Annotated in this window: 19 protein-coding genes; 11 read left to right on the top strand and 8 right to left on the bottom strand. The window is 34.9% G+C overall.

What is annotated here, in order from left to right:
* Nucleotides 1–448 (top strand): DegT/DnrJ/EryC1/StrS family aminotransferase (locus CIGNP85_RS07295; RefSeq protein WP_179187400.1); only part of this gene is annotated, 448 nt, incomplete at its 5' end.
* A 128-nt stretch (nucleotides 449–576) separates the two neighbouring features.
* Here CIGNP85_RS07295 and argS read toward each other — a convergent pair.
* Genes argS through fliR form a run of 5 tightly spaced genes read right to left on the bottom strand, consistent with a single transcriptional unit; the run spans nucleotide 577 to nucleotide 6097 of the window.
* A complete protein-coding gene (argS, locus tag CIGNP85_RS07300; protein WP_086287690.1) occupies nucleotides 577–2172 on the bottom strand; it encodes an arginine--tRNA ligase in 1596 nt (531 codons plus the stop codon).
* Nucleotides 2172–2384, bottom strand: coding sequence for a twin-arginine translocase TatA/TatE family subunit (tatA, locus tag CIGNP85_RS07305; protein WP_086225622.1), 213 nt, complete (start codon nucleotides 2382–2384; stop codon nucleotides 2172–2174). The genes argS and tatA overlap by 1 nt, the downstream gene beginning before the upstream one ends.
* 36 nt (nucleotides 2385–2420) lie before the next feature.
* Nucleotides 2421–3032: a guanylate kinase gene (gene gmk, locus CIGNP85_RS07310; RefSeq protein ID WP_086225621.1), complete on the bottom strand. Its 612-nt coding sequence runs from the start codon at nucleotides 3030–3032 to the stop codon at nucleotides 2421–2423.
* On the bottom strand, nucleotides 3032–5263 hold the full coding sequence (locus CIGNP85_RS07315) for a hypothetical protein (RefSeq protein ID WP_086287692.1): 2232 nt from the start codon (nucleotides 5261–5263) through the stop codon (nucleotides 3032–3034). Before CIGNP85_RS07315 ends, gmk begins: the two co-directional genes overlap by 1 nt.
* A gap of 60 nt (nucleotides 5264–5323) precedes the next feature.
* Nucleotides 5324–6097 carry a flagellar biosynthetic protein FliR gene (gene fliR, locus CIGNP85_RS07320; RefSeq protein ID WP_086225619.1) on the bottom strand — a complete coding sequence of 258 codons (774 nt, stop codon included), beginning with the start codon at nucleotides 6095–6097 and terminating at the stop codon, nucleotides 5324–5326.
* A gap of 605 nt (nucleotides 6098–6702) precedes the next feature.
* Between fliR and CIGNP85_RS07325 the strand changes: the two genes are divergently transcribed.
* From CIGNP85_RS07325 to CIGNP85_RS07345, 5 genes are all read left to right on the top strand, one after another.
* Nucleotides 6703–6981: a hypothetical protein gene (locus CIGNP85_RS07325; RefSeq protein ID WP_086226898.1), complete on the top strand. Its 279-nt coding sequence runs from the start codon at nucleotides 6703–6705 to the stop codon at nucleotides 6979–6981.
* Between the two features lie 70 nt (nucleotides 6982–7051).
* Nucleotides 7052–7372 carry a hypothetical protein gene (locus CIGNP85_RS07330; protein ID WP_086287695.1) on the top strand — a complete coding sequence of 107 codons (321 nt, stop codon included), beginning with the start codon at nucleotides 7052–7054 and terminating at the stop codon, nucleotides 7370–7372.
* An 11-nt stretch (nucleotides 7373–7383) separates the two neighbouring features.
* Nucleotides 7384–8379, top strand: a complete 996-nt coding sequence (locus CIGNP85_RS07335; protein WP_086287697.1) for a hypothetical protein — start codon at nucleotides 7384–7386, stop codon at nucleotides 8377–8379.
* Between the two features lies 1 nt (nucleotide 8380).
* On the top strand, nucleotides 8381–9919 hold the full coding sequence (locus CIGNP85_RS07340) for an AAA family ATPase (protein ID WP_179187401.1): 1539 nt from the start codon (nucleotides 8381–8383) through the stop codon (nucleotides 9917–9919).
* 15 nt (nucleotides 9920–9934) lie between these two features.
* Nucleotides 9935–11122 (top strand): hypothetical protein, encoded by a 1188-nt coding sequence (locus CIGNP85_RS07345; protein WP_086287701.1) that lies wholly within the window; start codon nucleotides 9935–9937, stop codon nucleotides 11120–11122.
* Between the two features lie 919 nt (nucleotides 11123–12041).
* On the opposite strand, the gene CIGNP85_RS08400 is transcribed toward CIGNP85_RS07345, so the two are convergent.
* The 3 genes from CIGNP85_RS08400 to CIGNP85_RS07355 are packed head-to-tail and all read right to left on the bottom strand — an operon-like array spanning nucleotide 12042 to nucleotide 14681.
* On the bottom strand, nucleotides 12042–12209 hold the full coding sequence (locus CIGNP85_RS08400; RefSeq protein WP_179187402.1) for a hypothetical protein: 168 nt from the start codon (nucleotides 12207–12209) through the stop codon (nucleotides 12042–12044).
* Nucleotides 12181–12381: a KCU-star family selenoprotein gene (kcuS, locus tag CIGNP85_RS07350; RefSeq protein WP_086268283.1), complete on the bottom strand. Its 201-nt coding sequence runs from the start codon at nucleotides 12379–12381 to the stop codon at nucleotides 12181–12183. The genes CIGNP85_RS08400 and kcuS overlap by 29 nt, the downstream gene beginning before the upstream one ends.
* An 8-nt stretch (nucleotides 12382–12389) precedes the next feature.
* Nucleotides 12390–14681 (bottom strand): carbon starvation CstA family protein, encoded by a 2292-nt coding sequence (locus CIGNP85_RS07355; protein ID WP_086287703.1) that lies wholly within the window; start codon nucleotides 14679–14681, stop codon nucleotides 12390–12392.
* A 496-nt stretch (nucleotides 14682–15177) separates the two neighbouring features.
* Here CIGNP85_RS07355 and CIGNP85_RS07360 point away from each other — a divergent pair, with 496 nt between their 5' ends.
* The 5 genes from CIGNP85_RS07360 to nuoF are packed head-to-tail and all read left to right on the top strand — an operon-like array spanning nucleotide 15178 to nucleotide 19401.
* Nucleotides 15178–15540 carry an NADH-quinone oxidoreductase subunit A gene (locus CIGNP85_RS07360; protein WP_086252671.1) on the top strand — a complete coding sequence of 121 codons (363 nt, stop codon included), beginning with the start codon at nucleotides 15178–15180 and terminating at the stop codon, nucleotides 15538–15540.
* The gene (locus CIGNP85_RS07365; RefSeq protein WP_086225610.1) at nucleotides 15531–16037 is read left to right on the top strand and encodes an NADH-quinone oxidoreductase subunit B; all 507 of its coding nucleotides are present in this window, start codon (nucleotides 15531–15533) and stop codon (nucleotides 16035–16037) included. Before CIGNP85_RS07360 ends, CIGNP85_RS07365 begins: the two co-directional genes overlap by 10 nt.
* Nucleotides 16030–17712, top strand: coding sequence for an NADH-quinone oxidoreductase subunit D (locus CIGNP85_RS07370; protein WP_086252672.1), 1683 nt, complete (start codon nucleotides 16030–16032; stop codon nucleotides 17710–17712). The genes CIGNP85_RS07365 and CIGNP85_RS07370 overlap by 8 nt, the downstream gene beginning before the upstream one ends.
* Nucleotides 17709–18200 carry an NADH-quinone oxidoreductase subunit NuoE family protein gene (locus CIGNP85_RS07375; RefSeq protein ID WP_086225608.1) on the top strand — a complete coding sequence of 164 codons (492 nt, stop codon included), beginning with the start codon at nucleotides 17709–17711 and terminating at the stop codon, nucleotides 18198–18200. Before CIGNP85_RS07370 ends, CIGNP85_RS07375 begins: the two co-directional genes overlap by 4 nt.
* Nucleotides 18187–19401 (top strand): NADH-quinone oxidoreductase subunit NuoF, encoded by a 1215-nt coding sequence (gene nuoF / locus CIGNP85_RS07380; protein WP_086229795.1) that lies wholly within the window; start codon nucleotides 18187–18189, stop codon nucleotides 19399–19401. Before CIGNP85_RS07375 ends, nuoF begins: the two co-directional genes overlap by 14 nt.
* Nucleotides 19402–19404 lie beyond the last annotated feature (3 nt).

The following is a 19404-nucleotide window of genomic DNA, read 5'->3' on the forward strand; positions in this document are numbered from 1 at the left end:
AAGCGATGTGGCGTGTGCTTTGGGGCTAAGCCAAATCAAAAAGCTTGATAAGTTTATCTCTAGGCGTTATGAGATTGCTAAGATATATGATAATGCCTTTAAAAACTCAAAATATCTAAAAACGATAGATATCCCAGATAATATAAGAAGTGCCAGGCATCTATATCCGGTGCTTTTAAACTCGAATTTATGGTGCGTAAAAGAGGATATCTATAACGAACTTCACGCTATGGGCATTGGGGTACAAGTACATTATAAGCCAACTTATCAATTTAGCTTTTATAAAAATTTATATGGTGAGATGAGATTAGATGGTGCTGAGGATTTTTATAGAGCTGAGCTTAGTCTGCCGTGCCATCAGATGATGAGTGATGATGATGCTAAGTTTGTCATTGCGAATTTAAATGAATTATTAGAAATTTATACTAGTAAATCGGTTTGCGGCTAAAAAATTAAGAGATAAAGCCATACTAAGATATTTAATTTCTAAAAAAGAGCGCAATAATCTTAGATGGCATTATTTTTGAACATAATAAATTAAAACTAAAAACCCCAAGGGTGTATAAGTCTTTGGGATTAATTTTCCATTATATCCTTAGCTTTTATTCCCATTAAATTTAATGCTACTTTTATACTAAGTGCTACAACGCTAAAAAGCTTTAGCAATTCATCTTCATTTTGACTTCCTACAACTCTATTTTCGTTATAGAATTTATGAAAACTTGCGCTAAGCGATTTGAGGTAATCAGGAATTTTGTGTAAACTTCTTTGGTTTAGAGCATCTTCTAAGACTTCAGGCATGGTAAGCGCTTCAAATAATAAATTCTTACCATCATCGCTTAAATTTGCTAGTGATACATTTGCTACATCTTCAGGCGATTTACCAGCTTTGGCAAAGATTTGATTTACTCTAGCGTGAGCGTAGTTAATGTAAAATATTGGATTTGAGCTATCTTGTTTTTTAAGCTCATCAATATCAAATTCTAAGCTTGAATTGCCAGCCTTAGATATGAAAATAAATCTAAGCGCATCACTTCCAATCTCGGCTAAAATATCGCTCATTAACACTGATGTACCAGCTCTTTTGCTCATTTTAAATGGCTTACCATCTTTTAATAAGCTTACCATCTGCATTAAAATTACCTCTAGTTTGTTCTCATCATAACCTAGAAAATTAATCGCAGCCTTTAATCTAGCGATATATCCATGGTGGTCTGCACCCCAAATGTTGATATATGTATCAAAATCATTAGCAAATTTGACATTATGATAGATAATATCACCAGCTAAATATGTTGGACGGCCGTCGCTTCGTACTACTACCCTGTCACTATCATCGCCAAGTTTGCTTGAAGCGATATAGGTAGTGCTATCTTTTTTATACACTTGACCGCTTTTTTCTAATTGCTCTAAAGTTTGTTCTAATTGATCATAATATGATTTTTCACTAGCCCAATTATCTATGAATATTCCAGCATCAGCTAGGTCTTTTTTGATAATTTTTAAAACTTCATCTTTGGCAAATTCGGCTAGTTCAGAGTTACGACTTGACTCAAAAATTTCTTTGCCAAATTTATCGTAAGCTTTATGCGCTAGCTCATCAATATAATCACCCCTGTAATATTTCTCAGGATACTCAACTGTCTCATTAAATAAAATCTCTTTTGCTCTAAGCGTAATAGATATGCCTAGTAGATCGATTTGATTGCCAGCATCATTGATATAATACTCAGTATGAACTCCTACGCCAATATGTCTAGCTACTCTAGCTAATGTATCGCCATAGACTGCGCCTCTTACATGGCCAATGTGTAATGGACCTGTTGGGTTGGCACTTATATATTCTAAAAATATATTTTTAGGATTTGTAATCTCTTTTGAGCCAAATTTATCTCCACTTTTAAGTGCATCATTAGCCAAAGAATCTAAAAAATCGCCACTGAGTTTGAAATTTATATATCCATTTACGGCAGTTACTTCGTAGTTTGGCGAACTAAATTGCTGTGCCATCTGAGCAGCGATAGCTACTGGGGATTTTTTTAACTCTTTAGCTAATCCAAAAGCAAGTGGTGTAGCATAGTGAGCTAGGGTTTTATCCTTTGGTTTTTCTATTACAACTTCACGCCCTAAAATAGCGCTTATCTCATTTTTTAGAGTATCTTTAGCACTCATTAGGCACTCTTTTGAGTTTCATCTTTTTTTATTTGAGTTGTATCCTCAGTTTTTTCAATTTTTTCTAATGATGTATCATCTTCCATCTCTTTTTTAAAGCTTTTAATTCCTTTACCCATACCTTTTGCTAATTCAGGGATTTTTTTAGCACCAAAAAGCAAAACAATAATTGCTAAAACTATCAACCAGTGACTTATACTCATACTACCCATAATTTTCTCCTTAATTAAAATTTAAATTTGTTAAATTTAGCATTCGCTCCAGCTCTCTATCACATCATTTATGATAAAGCTTTGTGTTTTTGATCTCATAGAGATAAAAATTGCCTTAAGTTTTTCATATGAACTATCTAAATCATCATTGATGATAAGATAGTCATATTCGCCAATGTGAGCGATTTCGGTAGCTGCGTTAAATAACCTATTTTCAATGGTTTGCTCATCATCGCTGCCACGCTTTATTAGTCGTTTTTTTAGTTCGAGTCTATCTTTTGTAGTTATAAAAACTGAGGTAATTAACTCCTTATATTGCTTCATTGCTAGATGAAAGCCTTGAACATCGATATCAAAAATCACAATTTTATCATCTTTTAGAGCTTTTTCTACTGGTTCTAGGCTAGTGCCATAATAATTTTTATGCACATTTGCCCACTCTAAAAATTTACCTTGCTCAATTCCTTGTTTAAATTCATCAGTACTAATAAAGTTATAATCAACCCCATTTTTCTCTCCAGCTCGTGGTTCTCTAGTTGTACTAGAAATAGAAAAATAAAGATTGTCAAATTCGGCCATTAAGCGTGATAATAGCGTACTTTTTCCACTTCCGCTTGGGCCGCTTATTATTAGAATTTGACCGCTCATTATCTGCCTTCAAAACTAATATTAATATTAATATTAATATCTTTTAATACATCTTTTAAGGCGCTAGTGCTAAATGCTCTTCCTAATCCCTCGCCAATTTGTGAGGCTAGAACCTGGGCTATCTCTTTTTGTTCATTTTGGCTTGGTTCTGTTTTGTTTTCTACAGCGTTCTTATCTGATTGATTAACTTTTGGTTCGTTTTGGGTTTGGCTATCTTCTTTGTTATTTTCTTCATGAAGGGCTTCTTTTATAGCAGCTTCTTCTATCTCATCAATTGTGCTAGCTTCATAACTATTGCTTAAATCTTGGTTTTTCATATTATTCTCACAATCCATATTATCAATCTCATCAAGCATACTGCTTAATTTGTTTAAATTCTCAGTGTATTCAACATCTTTAACTTGGTCATTCTCGTTGGCTAGCTCATTAAAATCTTGACTTTCATCAAAATCTAAAGGCTCATCATCTTGGCTACTTTTAATATTTGCTAGATCGCTCTCAAAACCTGCTAGTTCACTCTCAAGATCATCTAGCTCATTATCAGATTTATCTAGGCCAATCTCTTCGACCAAGAATGCTGGCTTAGTTTTTTGAGTTGATTCATCCATTGATTTATCTTTAAATTCAAATTCGCTCTTTGATTCTTGTACTGGTTGAGTTTGTTCAAATTCATCAGTCGCAAACTTAGCAACCGTTTCAGGCTGGATAACTGACTCTTTATCTATCTCATCACATTCTGTAATCTCTTGTGGTGTAGCAGCCAAATCTGCCACAGAGTCATCTTGAAATTTAGATTCAAGTTCTGGTTTGCCAACTGGTTTTATAGCTGATTCATCTTTTATTTCATCTTTAAATGTAGTGTCAAATTCGGCATTATCAACCTCACCATCGCCATCAGGAAGCGCATCCAATGCTGAGATATCAAGCTTGATATTCTCATATTCACTGGTTATATCTTTAATATTTTGCTGCTTTTGTTCATCGTTAAGTTTATTGCTTGGACTTGATTCTTGCGCTTGATTATCTAAATTATCTATTATTTGTTCATCGTTGCTTAAATCATCTAATGCCTTAATCTCACTGGCTTTATTATCTAAAGTATCAAGTTCTTTTTTATCATCTAAACTATCTATCTCATTAAGCTTGATACCTGGATTATCTAGATTTAAATCAGCATCATCTAATTCTTGAATTTGGTTATTTGCGTTGATCTGATTATCTATGCTTTTAGCTTGTGATTCATCTACTGATTTATTGAGGTTTTTATCTGCTAAATTATCTGTATTATCTAAAGTATCAAGTTCTTTTTTATCATCTAAACTATCTATCTCATTAAGTTTGATACCTGGATTATCTAGATCTAAATCAGCATCATCTAATTCTTGAATTTGGTTATTTGCGTTGATCTGATTATCTATGCTTTTAGCTTGTGATTCATCTACTGATTTATTGAGGTTTTTATCTGTTAAATTATCTGTCTCATATTCTAAACTATCAAGTTTAGCTAGTTCATCATCTATGTTATCTAGATTAAACTCATCTGTTGCAATATTTAACTCTTTATTGTCGCTCATTAAATCATCAGTAAGATTATTAACATCTTTTGATTTATCCATTAGGCTCTCAATCTTGCCAGACTCATCATCAAGTCCTAAATCATCATCAAATTCATCCTTAGCTAGCTCAGGTTCAGCTACTTCGATTAAATTCTCAAATTGCTCAAGCTCTTGTTCTTCATGATTTTCATCATCGAATGAGCTATTTTCAAAATCATCTTGGAGTTTATTGATATCATCAGGCAATTCATCGCTATTTAAATCACTAAATACATCTATCTTATCATTAGTATGAATCTGACCAAATTCATCCCCTACTTTGATATCGCTAGGTTTAGGTTCTACTATTTTAGTTGATTTTGGAATCTCAACTAAGATTCTTTTTACTACATCAATAAAATCAGTTGGCAAAAATGGCTTTTGTAGAGTTTGGCTTTTAGCTAGATTATACTCATCAGCTCGATTTCTAGGGATTAAAAATAGCTGATTTTTTGCATATTCTAAGTAATTAATTTTACTATCATAAAGCCCGCTATCACATATAATTAAATCAGCATCATTGCTAGTTAAATACTCTAAATTATCAATCTCAGCAAAAGTATATCCAAGTTTATTTAAACTCACACTCACAAGTTTTGAAACTGCTGGATTATTATTTAGCAAAATCACCTTCATAGACTACCCCTTAAAAAATTTACACTATTTTACGCAAATTTTCATTATGTATTGCTTTATTTAGAAAAATAAACTTGGTAAATCGTTTAAAACTCTCATCATTAGCGTTGTAAATACCTTAACAATAACAGCCAAAATCGCCATTAGTACAACAAAAGCGATAGTAATTTTAATTGGAAATCCTACAACTAGTAGGTTAAATTGCGGCATGGTCTTCATAAGCATTCCAAAAATCAAATCCGACATTAGAGTAAGTGCTAAAATCGGAAATGAGATTATAAAGCCATATAAAAAGAGATTTACCATACCTTGGGAAGCGTATTTTAAGATATTTTGCTCAGGATAGAAGCCACCAAGTGGGATATATTCAAGTCCATAAGCCAAAAAATATAACACTAAATGATGCCCATCAAATAACAAAAATGCCAGTAAAACTATTAAATTTAAGATATTTGAGATTAGTGGGGCATTTATTCCGCTTTGTGGGTCAATAACTGTTGCCATTGAAAATCCCATAATCATCGATATCTGCTCACCTGCTAGTTGCACTGCGCCAAAAACAAGCATCAAAAGTACCCCAACACATAATCCAAGCATAAGTTCAGAGAGCGCTTCAAGTATAAGATACTGAACATTTATACCATCTAAATTTGCTGGCGGAGTAGCGAGCGGGAATAGATATAATGTAAGCATAAATGAGAGTGTGGCTTTGATTGTCATAGGAATTTGCATATGGTTAAAAAATGGAAAAAACACCATCAAAGCACCAGTCCGCACAAGAAGCAAAAAGAATGTTACGACATTTTCCTGCCCTAAATAATTTACAAATTCCACAATTCACCTAATTAATTTGGCGCTTATGATACTTAGTTTTTGTGAAATTTTGGCTTAATATTTAGATAAATTTAGATTTTTTAGCATAAAAATACTAAAATAAATGATGAAAATACTAATATAATTTTGCAAATACATTGCCGCTAATAGCGTTTGTATTATGGAGTCATTGTATCTTTGTGGTAATAAATCGCAAGTAAAAATCAAATAATATATAAATGCAAGTTAAGGTTTGCATATTAAACTAAATTTAATAAGATTGAGTTTTTGTTATAGTGATTTGCACTGCGCTTAGCTGCAGCTCTGGGGCTGCTATGTATCATCTATTTACTCATTTTATAAAAACCTCTTTTGAGTCTTTAATAAATTTTAAAATTTACTAAAAATTTAGGAAATAAAATAGCTTAATTTGCCCCGTAATCTAGCAAATTAAGCTTAGCTTTATAGGGGGGGATATAATTACAATATTTTTTATCAAAAGATTAGCAATAAATTTTCATAGCAAATAGGTCAAAATATCAGTGAAATTTAAAGTAGCGGTATCACTATTAAAGGCTCTATTTATGTGCGTTTGGCTAATCAAATTTAGACAATAAAGGATAGCAATGAACCCAGAACCAAGTTCATATAAGAAAAAAGGCAGCAAAGTTGTATTTTACGATGATAGAGACCAAGAGATACTAAGTCTACCAGCTGATAAGATAGTAGCTATAACCTCGCCAGAAGATATAGAGGGCTATGATGGCGCTATTTTTCTCATAAAGGCTGATTATTTTTATGTTTATAGTTATGATGGTGAGCTGATTGGAAAACGCAAATTAGGGTTATTTGAAAAAATGATTGGCCCTGACTTTATAAATTGGTATAAGAGCATTGCTCGCTGATGTTTGATTCGTTGAATTTGGCTTATTATAAGCTAAATTCTAATACTTTAATTATATAAAAGGAGTAAAAATGCCATTGTATTCGGCTATAGGAAAATTTTTGCAACAAGTTGGTCAAGCTGAACAAACTAGGCAACAATCCACGCAAAGTAGTGTTTTTTCGGCTATTGCCGCCGTTATGGAGCAAGTTGGACAAGAATCTACGCAATCTACTACGACAGCACAAGTAGCGTCAGAAGAAAATGAAATAAAAGCTAAACGACAGGAGTTGCTAAATGCAATGATAGGATACAGAGAGATGATGGCAAAAACGCCTCAATCCCTAGCAGATAGAAAGATAGAACTATCCAAAAAGCAAAACAGCAATGATGATGAATATATAACTTTATAAAAAGGATAAAAATGGCAAAAAAAATTAAATTTAATCTCCAAGTAAATGGTGCTAGTGTATCTAGCCTAGAATCTCTACAAAATAACTTCAACATAGAACATATAATGGAGCATTTCAAAAGTGGCTTGCTAATGCGGTGGCTAGAAGTCCAAGGGCTAGAAACCGAGCTAAAAGAGCTAAAAAAGCTAGACCAAAATAGCGATAACTTAGCGCAGAGTATTCTAAAAATCTTTGATATGGATCATCTTGATAAAAACGATCTTAAAATAACTCTAGCTGATATCAACTACAAAGAATACAAAGAAAATTTGCTAAAAACCAACGAAAATCTAGAGAAAAACGCTAAATCTTTTTTACGAGAGTATCACGATAAATTCCGCGATATAATTTGGGATATTATAAAAAATAGTGAAAATGTAGAAAAAATCAAAAGCAACCTAAAAATCATAGAAAACGACTATTTTGATCTATTTTTATTGCAGTTTCAAACGCTTGTTAATGTGTTTAAAACTGATGCTCCACTTGCGCTTATCTTTGGGCTAGGAACAGAGAAAATCCGCAAGATGATTTTGGCGTATATAAAAATAGAAGCAACTAAAGATCATAATAAATACTGCTATATTGGCGATGAAGAGATAGATGATAAAACAAAAGAGTATTTAAATAGTATCAACTTAAAGCCTATTGATTACCTTCGTTATGGGTATTTTGAAGCTATTAGCAAAGTTGTTTATGAGAGTCTAAAATTTGATTATAGTAAATTAGGCGATGTGATAAAGATATTTAATGGCTCTACTGATGGGCTTTGGAGAGATTTAGTAGCTAGCAATAAAAGGGTCTTGGTGCTAGGGATATCTAGCTCAACCAAAGCTAGTCAAATCCCAAAAGTTGGAGAGACAAATAAACCAATTGGTATAGATGAGATAAATGGTAAATTTATTATTTTAAATGGGCTAAATTTTCAAAGTTCAAATAATAACGCCTATATAGCATATGTGGAGCTATAAAATGGTAATACAAAAGCTAAACTCATATATACAGTCGCTTTGTAGCATTATACTTATGCCTAGCATAGATTTTAGACAAAATGAAAATTTGATAAGAAAGATAGCCAAAAATGATGGTAGAGAGGTCTTTGAATATAATGAAGCGTTGGGGCAAATAGACTTTGATAACAAATCTCCAAATGGTGGTGGTTTGCCAGTAGAAAATGCTCTTTTGGAGTTTTTAATACAAAAGGATGACCAAGCAAGACTAGCTAGCCAAAATGACAATCCAAAGCCTATGTTTTTGGTACTAAAAAACATCGATCACGAGCTAGAAAATCCAAAAATCATAGCTATGCTAGATAGGATAGCAAGTGCAAATATCTATGATGATGACTACTATATAACAGTGTTTTTGCTAAGTACAAAAAGGACAATCCCAGCCAAACTAGAACATCACATAACCATATTTGAAACTCCAGTGCCAAAAGAGAAAGAGATAAAAGATATAATCCAAAAATTCGCAGATGATTATGGTATCACTATCAAAGATGAGTTTTTTGATAAGCTTACTTTAAATTTAAAAGGTTTGACAAAATTTGAAATAGATAGAATTCTAACCTTAGCTTATCAGCAAAATGGCGAGATAAATGGGGATGATAATGAATTTATCATCTCACAAAAAAGTCAATTTGTCAAAAAATCAGGAATGCTAGAAATCATAGAAGTCAAAGAAACTATGGCAAATCTAGGCGGACTTAGCGTGCTAAAAAAATGGCTAAAAGATAAAGCTCATATCATAAGAAACCTAGACAAAGCACGCAAATACGGCGTAGATATACCAAAAGGAGTGATGATAGTCGGTATGCCAGGCTGTGGCAAAAGCCTAAGCGCTAAGATCACGGCTGATCTTTTTGGGATTCCGCTTGTTCGTCTTGATGTGGGTAGGCTACTTGGTAAATATATAGGCGAATCAGAAGCAAATATGCAAAGAGCTTTGAGGCTAAGTGAAGAGATAAATCCTTGTGTTTTGTGGATAGATGAGATAGAAAAAGCCTTTGCCGGTATGTCTAATGGCAATGGGCATGAGGTGACAGTCAGGCTATTTGGGCAGTTTTTGACCTGGCTACAAGAGAAGTCAAATTCCGTATTTGTAGTAGCGACGGCAAATGATTTAAGCGGTATGCCGCCTGAGTTTTTGCGTAAGGGTAGGTTTGATGAGATATTTTTTGTCGATTTGCCAAATTTCACAGAGCGAAAAGAGATTTTAAAGCTACATTTAGAGCGCAGAAGCAAGACAAAAACAGCTGATATTGATGTTTTTGAATTAGCTAAGCTTACTGATGGCTTTAGTGGTGCGGACTTAGAATCAGTGATAAAAGAGAGCTTTGAAGAAAGTTTTATCCAAGACAGAGAATATATAAGCACAGAAAATATCACTAAAAAAATAAAAGAAACCAAAAGCATATCTGTAACCCTAAAAGATAAAATCGATAGCCTAAAAGAGAGAATCTCAAAAATGGATATCAAAAAAGCAAGTATTGATGATAAGCAAGATTAATAATAAGGATTTAAAATGCCAAAAATAAATCAAAGCTTAGATAAATTTTATTCTACGCAGTTAAACGAAAAAGAAGTAGAGATACTATCTACTACTTTGGCTAGATTTTTAAATAGCTATGTTGAAAACAAAGAGAAATTTAGCCTAGATCAGTGGCTAGAAAACCAAATTCAAAAAGAGCTTCCAAATGTAGATATAAACGAGATCAAGGCCACAACGCATGATATAATAGAGATTATCAAATGTATAAATGAGGAAAAAGCAGATCTTTTAAAAGCCAAGAGTAAAGGCGTAAGCATAAAAAGCTGGCTTATGGAGAGAATTAAGAAATTTATAAATCCTAATGATTTAAGTGCTGTGACAAAAGATCTTAAAAAAGCAAATCTCTATGATACATTAGAGTTAGCTAGGCGCTCAGGCGAAGATATAGAGGCCATAGAGCCAGAAATCATAGAAAAAGAGATAGAAAACAGCTCTCCTATAATGGATAAAATCCAAGAGTTTGCAGAGGAGAGCCTGAAACGAACAGCCCTAGGGGGCGCCCAAAGCGCTAGTAAATATATATTAGAAAATCCAGATTTTAAATTTTCTAATATCTTAAAAGTCGCAGCTGGTGGTGTCAAAGATGAAGCAAAAGCTATCATAGATGAGACTATAAAGGGCACAGATAATAGCGATAAGCTTAAAATCATTACCGGTGGCGCCCTTAGCGTTTTTGCAAAATCGATACCTACAGACCGTATGCCTATAAAAACAGGTGGCGTAATGGGTAGCATAGCATCTAGTAGCATAGAAAATATCAAGACCCTAAGTGAATTAGCCGATGGGAAAATCAGCACCACAGAAGCGATCAGTAATATGGCCATAAATACAGCTTCCACCGCAGCCGGAACAATAGTAGGCGAAGCAACTGGCAAAGTAGGTATGGCCGTAGGATCTACAATCGGTGGAACATTAGGGACTATATTTGGCCCTGCTGGTACGGCTGCTGGTGCAGCTATCGGTGCTACTATCGGAACATTTGTTGGAAAAGCCATAGGCTCAAAAGTAGTCCAAGGCGCCGCAAAAGTAGCCAAAAAAGTAGCTAGCGCAGCAGTAGAAGGTGTAAAGGCCGTAGGCAGAGGTATAGGAAGGGTAGCTAGCGCAGCATGGGGAGGCGTAAAAAGTATGTGCAGCGGTATAGCTGGTTGGTTTGGCTTTTGATTTTGTAAAAATATACTCAAGCTAAAATTTCATCATAAATCACTTAGCCACTTGCTTTAAAATAGAGCAAGACTTTTGGAATTTTAAAATTCCAAAAGCGCCACTTTTTCTTAAAACTCAAAGAGTTTTAAGAAAGATTAAAATCTGCGCCCAGCGCAGTAACTTTGGAAGGCTTTTACAAAATTTTCGCAATAACAAAATAACCTTAAATGGTTGTTTTGTGGCGAAAATTTGGAATGTTAAAAATGGGATACCCCACGAAGTGGGGCTTTAGATGGATCAAGGGAGTGTAACTCCCTGTCGCAAACGGCGACTTGTTGCCGTGCAAAGTCAAAATGAGCTACCCTGTTTTGGAATTTAAATTTCATTTTAGATTTTAAATTTATATTGATATTTTTATAAGCTAGATACCATAAATTGTTATAATGTTATTTACAAATTCAGGAGCGATCAGTGTTTTTTATTTTGGGTTTTATAGTAATTGCGATATTGGCGATATTGGTTATTGTTTCGCTTATTGGTTTGCTAGGCATGATGCTAAGTATGATATTTGGCGAATATTTACCATATATATTGATTGGGATATTGGTTATTCTTTTTATCAGGTGGATCTTTAGAGTGAGATAAATCAAATTTATTAGCGAATTTGAAATCTTAGAGAAATATTAAATTCTTGAATTCGCTTATTTCTTTTAAGGGGTAAGGGGAAGCGCTTTTTTGGCAGCTGAGTAGCGTGAGAGCAAAACGATGCAAATCATCGTTTGCGACGCTACGAAAGATAGCAACGCCTTGGCTTCCCCCTTAACAACCCCTAACCCCCTGTAAAAGCCTTTCAAGGTTAATTATCACAAATTTGGATTTAATTATATTTTTATTTATAATTTAATTGTCTTGAATTTTGCGATAATTTTGTTATATTTTATTGAAATTTTATATTTGATTGGGGGTGTAAATTGATTAAATTTGTCTGAATTTGCGTGGTGTGGCTTGTGAATTTAAGTGAGTTGATTAAATGCATTAATGGATGAGAAGTAGATAGTCTACTTCTCATCCATAGCTTAGCAGCATCTAGAGCTGCCGGCTCCATATTTTTTCTCTAAAGCCTCTTTGAAAAACTCTCTTTGGCTTTTTGGGGTTTGATTTGGATGGAATTTCTCCATATATTCTACATATTTATCATAGCTAGGCATTCCCACTAGTAAGTGGGAAAACCTATCAATTTTCTTATAAAATGCTGATATTTTGCTCCAAATTCGCATACTAACCCCTAGTGAGCACATCCGCAGTGGTGATTACCACATCCAGCTTTGCCCTCATAATCTTTGGCATTGAGATATGGTGATTCTGCTAGTGGGATTATAGGGTCTTTGCCGCTTATTGCCCTAGCGACGACTCTTAAAGTAGCAATTAGAACAATTATAGTAATACCCATAAATACTGCACATAAAATAGCGTTAATTAGGTTGTTTCTAGCTACTTGATTAGCTGCTTTATATGCTTTTTCAGCTGCTACAAGCTGTGCATCATCAAGAGTTCCAGACTCTATTTTTGCCATTAGATCAGCTGCTTTTTTGCTATTATTTTGATATGCAGCTACATGGCTTACTGAGTCATGAACTCTCTCGCCGTTTGCTGGAAGTAGCTTTTGCACGCCTGCACTCATAGTTGAGATTAAAACCCAAATTACAGGTACAACTACTACCCAAGCTAGTTTTCCACGTTTCATTTTAAATAAAACACTTACTGCTAAAAGTAGAGCAATACCAGCAAGAAGTTGATTACTTACACCAAATAGCGTCCATAATGCTTTAACCCCGCCTGTTGGATCGGTGATACCCATATATAATATAGATCCCCAACCAGCTACACATAAAAGAGTTGCTATTAGACCCATTGGAACTGAGCTGATATTTGCCATTGGTTTATAGAAGTTACCTAAAACATCTTGTACCATAAATCTCCCTGCTCTAGTACCAGCATCAACTGCTGTAAGGATAAATAATGCCTCAAATAAGATAGCAAAGTGATACCAAAACGCCATTGTGCCTTCAAAGCTTGGCATTTTAGAGATTAAGACAGCAAAACCAAGAGCGAATGTAGGTGCACCACCGGTTCTACTTAGAATGCTTGGCTCGCCAACCTCTTTAGTAAATGCTAGAATATTTTGTTCTATCATTTCTGGGGTGATTTTGATAATATCTCCAGCAAATGCGTTGATACTAGCAGCAGCAGCTTTAATACCTGCTAAGTAGCTTTGACTTGCTTCGCCTTGGAATACCCCAAATACCTCGCCAGCACTTCTAGCTGCTGATATAGCTTCAGCTGTACCCAAACCAGCAGGAGCGACATTGATAGCGAAGTATAGATCTGGCGTTATAATTATAGCTGCGATTAGCGCCATCACACCAACAGCTGACTCCATAAGCATTGAGCCATAACCTACCATTTTAGCGTGAGTCTCTTTTTCTAGCATTTTTGGCGATGTTCCACTAGAGATTAGAGCGTGGAAACCACTAATAGCACCACAAGCAATGGTAATGAATAAAAATGGAAATAATTTACCAGCAAATACTGGCCCTGTACCATCTGTGAATTTAGTAACCATAGGCATTGCTACTTGGATATTTTGATTACCTGCAAAATCGCCTAAACCTAAATAGATTATAATCACCGCCATAGCAAATATAACGCCGATTTTAAGGAAGGTAGATAGATAATCCCTAGGTGCTAAAAGTAGCCATACTGGTAAGATTGCTGCTACAAAACCATAACCAATTGTAATAAATGCTAAATTTACTGGAGTGATAGTAAATACATCTGCCCAGTATGGATCAGCAGCTACATAATGCCCACCCCAAAGTGATAACATAAGCATAACAAAACCAAATATAGAGGCCTCGCCTATTCTACCTGGGCGGATAAATCTCATCCAAATTCCCATTAAAATAGCAATAGGAAGTGTCATCGCAATGGTAAATAATCCCCATGGAGATTCAGCCAAGGCATTTACAACAACCAAAGCCAAAATAGCCACAATAAGCATCATAATACCTAAAATTCCAATCATTGCTATAGTTCCGACACCCTTGCCAAGCTCCATTTTTATCATCTCGCCAAGGCTTTTACCATCCCTTCTAGTTGATAACCATAAAACTACAAAGTCGTGCACGGCACCGGCAATCACAACGCCCACAACAAGCCAAATCATACCTGGCAAATAACCCATTTGAGCTGCCAAAATCGGCCCTACTAATGGCCCAGCACCAGCAATAGCGGCAAAATGGTGGCCAAATAGGACAATTTTGTTAGTTGGGACAAAGTCACGACCATCGTTTTTTACCACTGCGGGAGTGGCTCTATTGTCATCTAGGCCTAAGACCTTTTGAGCTATGTATTTAGCGTAAAATCTATAGGCAATTGAGTAGATACACACAGCTGCAACTACAAACCATAGAGCATTTACTGTCTCACCTCTATCTATAGTCAGTTTAGCAAATCCAAGCACAGCCAAAAATACAACTGCCGCCCAGATAACTATGCTTAACACCTTTTTATTCATGCTACCTCCGGATTAAAATTATTTTGATTTTGCGATTGTAGCATATTTGTAATCAAATCTAGCCTTAAAGTGTATAAAATAGAAATATAAATTTATATTATGTTACGATTTTACACATTAAGGAGAAATTATAGGTGAATTTGGGCTATTTGTTAGAATTTGAATTTGGAATTTAATATTTTGGCTTATATTTTTACTTTTTTTAAGTGATAATGTAAATTTATTTTAAATACAAAGCTATAAAAGCAAATTTAATTAATTTAATAAATTTATTTAAGTTTTAAATAAGATAGCTTTTAAAGTGTGATTTTATAGGCTTTATAATCTTAAATTTGAATTTATAATATTAGTAATTATAGCTGAATTTAGATAGATAATAAAATTTATTAATAATATTCTTAAACAAAAAATTAATTTCTTTATGATATTGAATTAATGGTAATCTTTTTGATACAATTGCATCCAAATCAATAAAGTAAATTTCAAGGAAAAGGCTTTGGAGAGTAATCTTGTATGGAGTTTTTATCTCTATGTTTTCATCGTTTTAGCGCTTTGTGTGGCTTTTTATTTCACCAAAAAGATTGGCCCAACTGGCAAAAGCAATAGCTCAAAAAATCGAATTTATGAGAGCGGAATTGTAAATTTCTATGGCGGTATAAATTCTAGTATAAATGTCAAATACTATCTTGTGGCGATTGTCTTTGTGATATTTGATATTGAAGCTGTGTTTATGTATCCGTGGGCGGTGAGCCTTAGGGAGCTTGGCCTTTATGCTTTGGTTGAGATGTTTGTCTTTATGGCTATTTTGCTTGTGGGATTATACTATATTTATAAGAAGAAGATTTTAAGATGGGAATAGAAAATTTAGTCAAAAATGATCTGATCTTAACTAGATTAGATGCGCTTTTTAACTGGGGTAGATCCAACTCGCTTTGGCCGATGATATTTGGGACGGCCTGTTGTGCGATTGAGTTTATGAGTGCTGTATCATCAAAGCATGATTTAAGCCGTTTTGGCGCTGAAGTTATGCGATTTTCGCCTCGGCAAGCGGATTTGATGATAGTAGCTGGGACAATATCATTTAAACAAGCTCCGATTTTAAAAGAGATATATGATCAAATGTGTGAGCCAAAATGGGTTGTAAGTATGGGGGCTTGTGCTAGTAGCGGGGGATTTTATGATAATTATACCACACTTCAAGGGATAGATCAGATAATACCAGTTGATGCCTATATCAGCGGCTGTCCGCCAAGGCCTGAAGCGATAATCGATGCGATTTTAGCTATCCAACAAAAGATAAAAGCCGGTAGTATCAAAGATCGCCATAGAGATTTTAAGGGGCTTTTAGATGGTTAATTCGTTTATATCTAAATTTAATTCTAAAATCTCTGAATATAATGGCATTATCACGGCTATAATCCCTAGTGAGCGTATTTTTGAAGCGGTTAAATTCGCTCGTGATGAGATGAAATATGAGATTTTGGCTGATATCGCCTGTGTGGATAATTTGAATTTAAACAATCCAAAAAGATTTAGTTTGTATTATATATTTAGCTCTTTAAAAGGCTCAAATTTTATTATCCAAACTGATATTGATGAGAATCAAAGCTTAAAAAGCGTATCTGAAATTTACAAAAGCGCTAATTGGGCTGAAAGAGAGTGCTATGATCAATATGGTGTTAAATTTGACAATCATCCAAACCTTAGACGCATATTAAATCATAAAGAATTTATCGGACATCCATTAAGAAAGGATTATCCTATTGATAAATATCAAATTCTAACTCAAAGTGATAGCTTGGTTGATGAGATGAGAGATCAGCTCTTAAATCTTGGTCTTGCTAGTGAAGAAAATGATGAATTTAAAATCAAATATACATTTTTAAATATCGGCCCATCACATCCTGCTACGCACGGGACGATACGCAATTTTATGGCTTTAGATGGTGAGAAAATAGCTGCTTGTGTAACTGAAATTGGCTATTTACATAGGGGATTTGAGAAGTCTTGTGAGACTCATACCTATGCCCAGATCATACCATATACAGATAGGCTAAATTACTGCTCTGCTATGCTAAATAATGTCGGATATGCTAAGGCGGTAGAGGATATCTTGGGTGTTACCTTGCCTGATAGAGCGATTTTTATGCGTGTGATTTTGGGTGAGTTGGCTCGCATTATAGATCATGAGGTTTGCCTTGGGGCGATGTTTGTGGATATGGGAGCGCTTACAAATTACTGGTATTTATATAATCCTAGAGAGAAAATTTATAACTTCTTATCTAGATTAACTGGTGCTAGATTTACAAATTCATTTGCTAGAATCGGCGGTATGGCGCATGACTTTTATGATGGTTGGGAAGATGAGCTTTTAGGCTATTTAAAAGAGGTTGAAAAGGGCCTTGATGATACTCTAACTCTCATAGAAAAAAATAGAATTTTCTTAGATAGAGTTCAAAATATCTGTAAAATAAGCGCTCAAGACGCTTTAAGCTATGGATTTACAGGGCCAAATTTAAGAGCTAGTGGCGTGGATTATGATTTAAGAAAAGATAAGCCATATTACTATTATGATAGCTTTGATTTTAATATCCCTGTTGGTAGCTGTGGCGATATATATGATAGGATGTTTGTGAGATTTTATGAGATGAAAGAGAGTGTCTCTATCATCCGCCAAGCGATTAAGAGAATTCCAAATGGCGATATCTGTATCAAAGACAAAGATATAATTCTCCCACCAAAAAGCGAAGTATATGGCAATATTGAGGCTTTGATAAATCATTTTAAAATCATTTTTGATGGGATTAAGCTCCCTGTGGGGCATTTCTATGGTGCTAGTGAGGGTGGCAATGGTGAGCTAGGATTTTTCATTGTTAGTGATGGTGGTAATATGCCATATCGCTTAAAGCTTAGACCGCCTTGTTTCTATGCTTTAAACGCATTTAGCGATATGGTTAGAGGTGGCTTGATCGCTGATAGTATCTTGAATTTAGGTAGTATAAACATAATTGCTGGGGAGCTAGATAGATGAGTTTTGAATTTACAAAAGATGAGCTAGAAGGCTTAAATAACCTACGCACAAAAGTAGATGATGATAGAGCGCTAGTATTACCCGCTCTTTGGATTTTACAAAGAAGACAAGGATTTATCAGCTCTGAAGATATATTGTATTTAGAAAAAACTCTTGGAATTAAGGCTATATTCTTTGCTGAAGTTATGGGCTTTTACTCTATGTTTAATGAGAGCAAAAAAGGCAAATATGAGCTTAAATTTTGTAAAACCATAACTTGTAAATTAAGAGGCGGCGATGAAGTGATAAAAGCCGCTAGCGATCTTCTTGGGATCAAGATGGGTGAAACTACTAGCGATGGGCTTTTTAGCCTTGGGGAGAGCGAGTGCTTAGGATATTGTGAGAAGGCGCCATGTATGTTATCAAATTTAGAGCAAATCGGTGATTTGACTAAAGAGAGTATAACAGAGTTAATAGAAAGGCTAAGGAGAGAAAATGAAGGTCGTTAGTGCTAGATTTGATATACCTAATGCCAATAAAATAGAAGTCGCTAAGGCTCATGGGGCATATGCGAATTTAGATGAAATTCTAAAAATGCCAAGAATGGATATAGTAGATGCGATTGACAAAAGTGGATTAAGGGGCAAAGGCGGTGGCGGTGGCCATTGTGGAACTAAATGGAAAAATATGATAGCTTGGCCTAGCCAAAAACGATATTTGGTGGTAAATGGCGATGAGAGCGAGCCTGGGACTTGTAAAGATAAGTATATTTTCAATCTTGATCCCCATCTATTAATAGAAGGTATCATAATCTCAGCTTACGCTCTTGGTGCGTGTAGAGCCTATATCTACATTAGGGGCGAATATGAGAGAGAGTATCAAAGTATCCAAAGAGCCATTAATGAATCCAAAGATGAGAGGCGTGGCCTAGAAATTATAGTTTGTAAAGGTGCTGGGGCCTATATTTGCGGTGAGAAGAGCGCACTTTTAGAGAGTATTGAAGGCAAAAGGGGGCATCCGAGATTAAAGCCACATAATAGAGCTGAGCCGGATTTTTTGTTTGGTAGTGCGTGTGTGGTAAATAATGTCGAAACCATCGCTAGCGTACCATTCATAGTTAAAAATGGCTGGGAAAAATATAGAAGCGTAGGAACCCCAAAATCCCCTGGTACTCTGCTATTTGCCGTAACAGGATGTGTAAATACTCCATGCGTTAAAGAGATGCCATTTGGGACTAAAATGATTGATTTTATCAATGAATTTGGCGGTGGCGTATGGAAAAATAGAGAGCTAAAAGCCGTTATCCCTGGCGGATCATCTGCTGCGGTATTAACCAAAGATGAAGTTATGAAGGCTACTTTGGATTATGAGAATTTATGGGAGTATAAGAGTGCGCTTGGTACTGGCGGTATGATGGTTTTTGATGATACGATCAGTATGCCTAAGGTGCTTTTGAATTTACTTGAGTTTTACACAGAAGAGAGCTGCGGGCAATGTACCCCATGTCGTGAGGGATGTGGCTGGGGAATGCGAGTTGTGGAGCGAATTTGTAAAGGCGAAGGAAGCAAAAAAGATCTACAAATATTAAAAGATATCTGCTTTATGCTTGATGGAAAGACAATTTGTGTATTTGCTCCAGCGGTAAAAGATGTAATCATAGGCTTTATAACCAAATTTGAAGATGAGTTTTTAGCGCTTTGTAAGGATTAAAAT

Source organism: Campylobacter sp. P0085, assembly GCF_002139495.1.
Classification (GTDB): Bacteria; Campylobacterota; Campylobacteria; order Campylobacterales; family Campylobacteraceae; genus Campylobacter; species Campylobacter devanensis.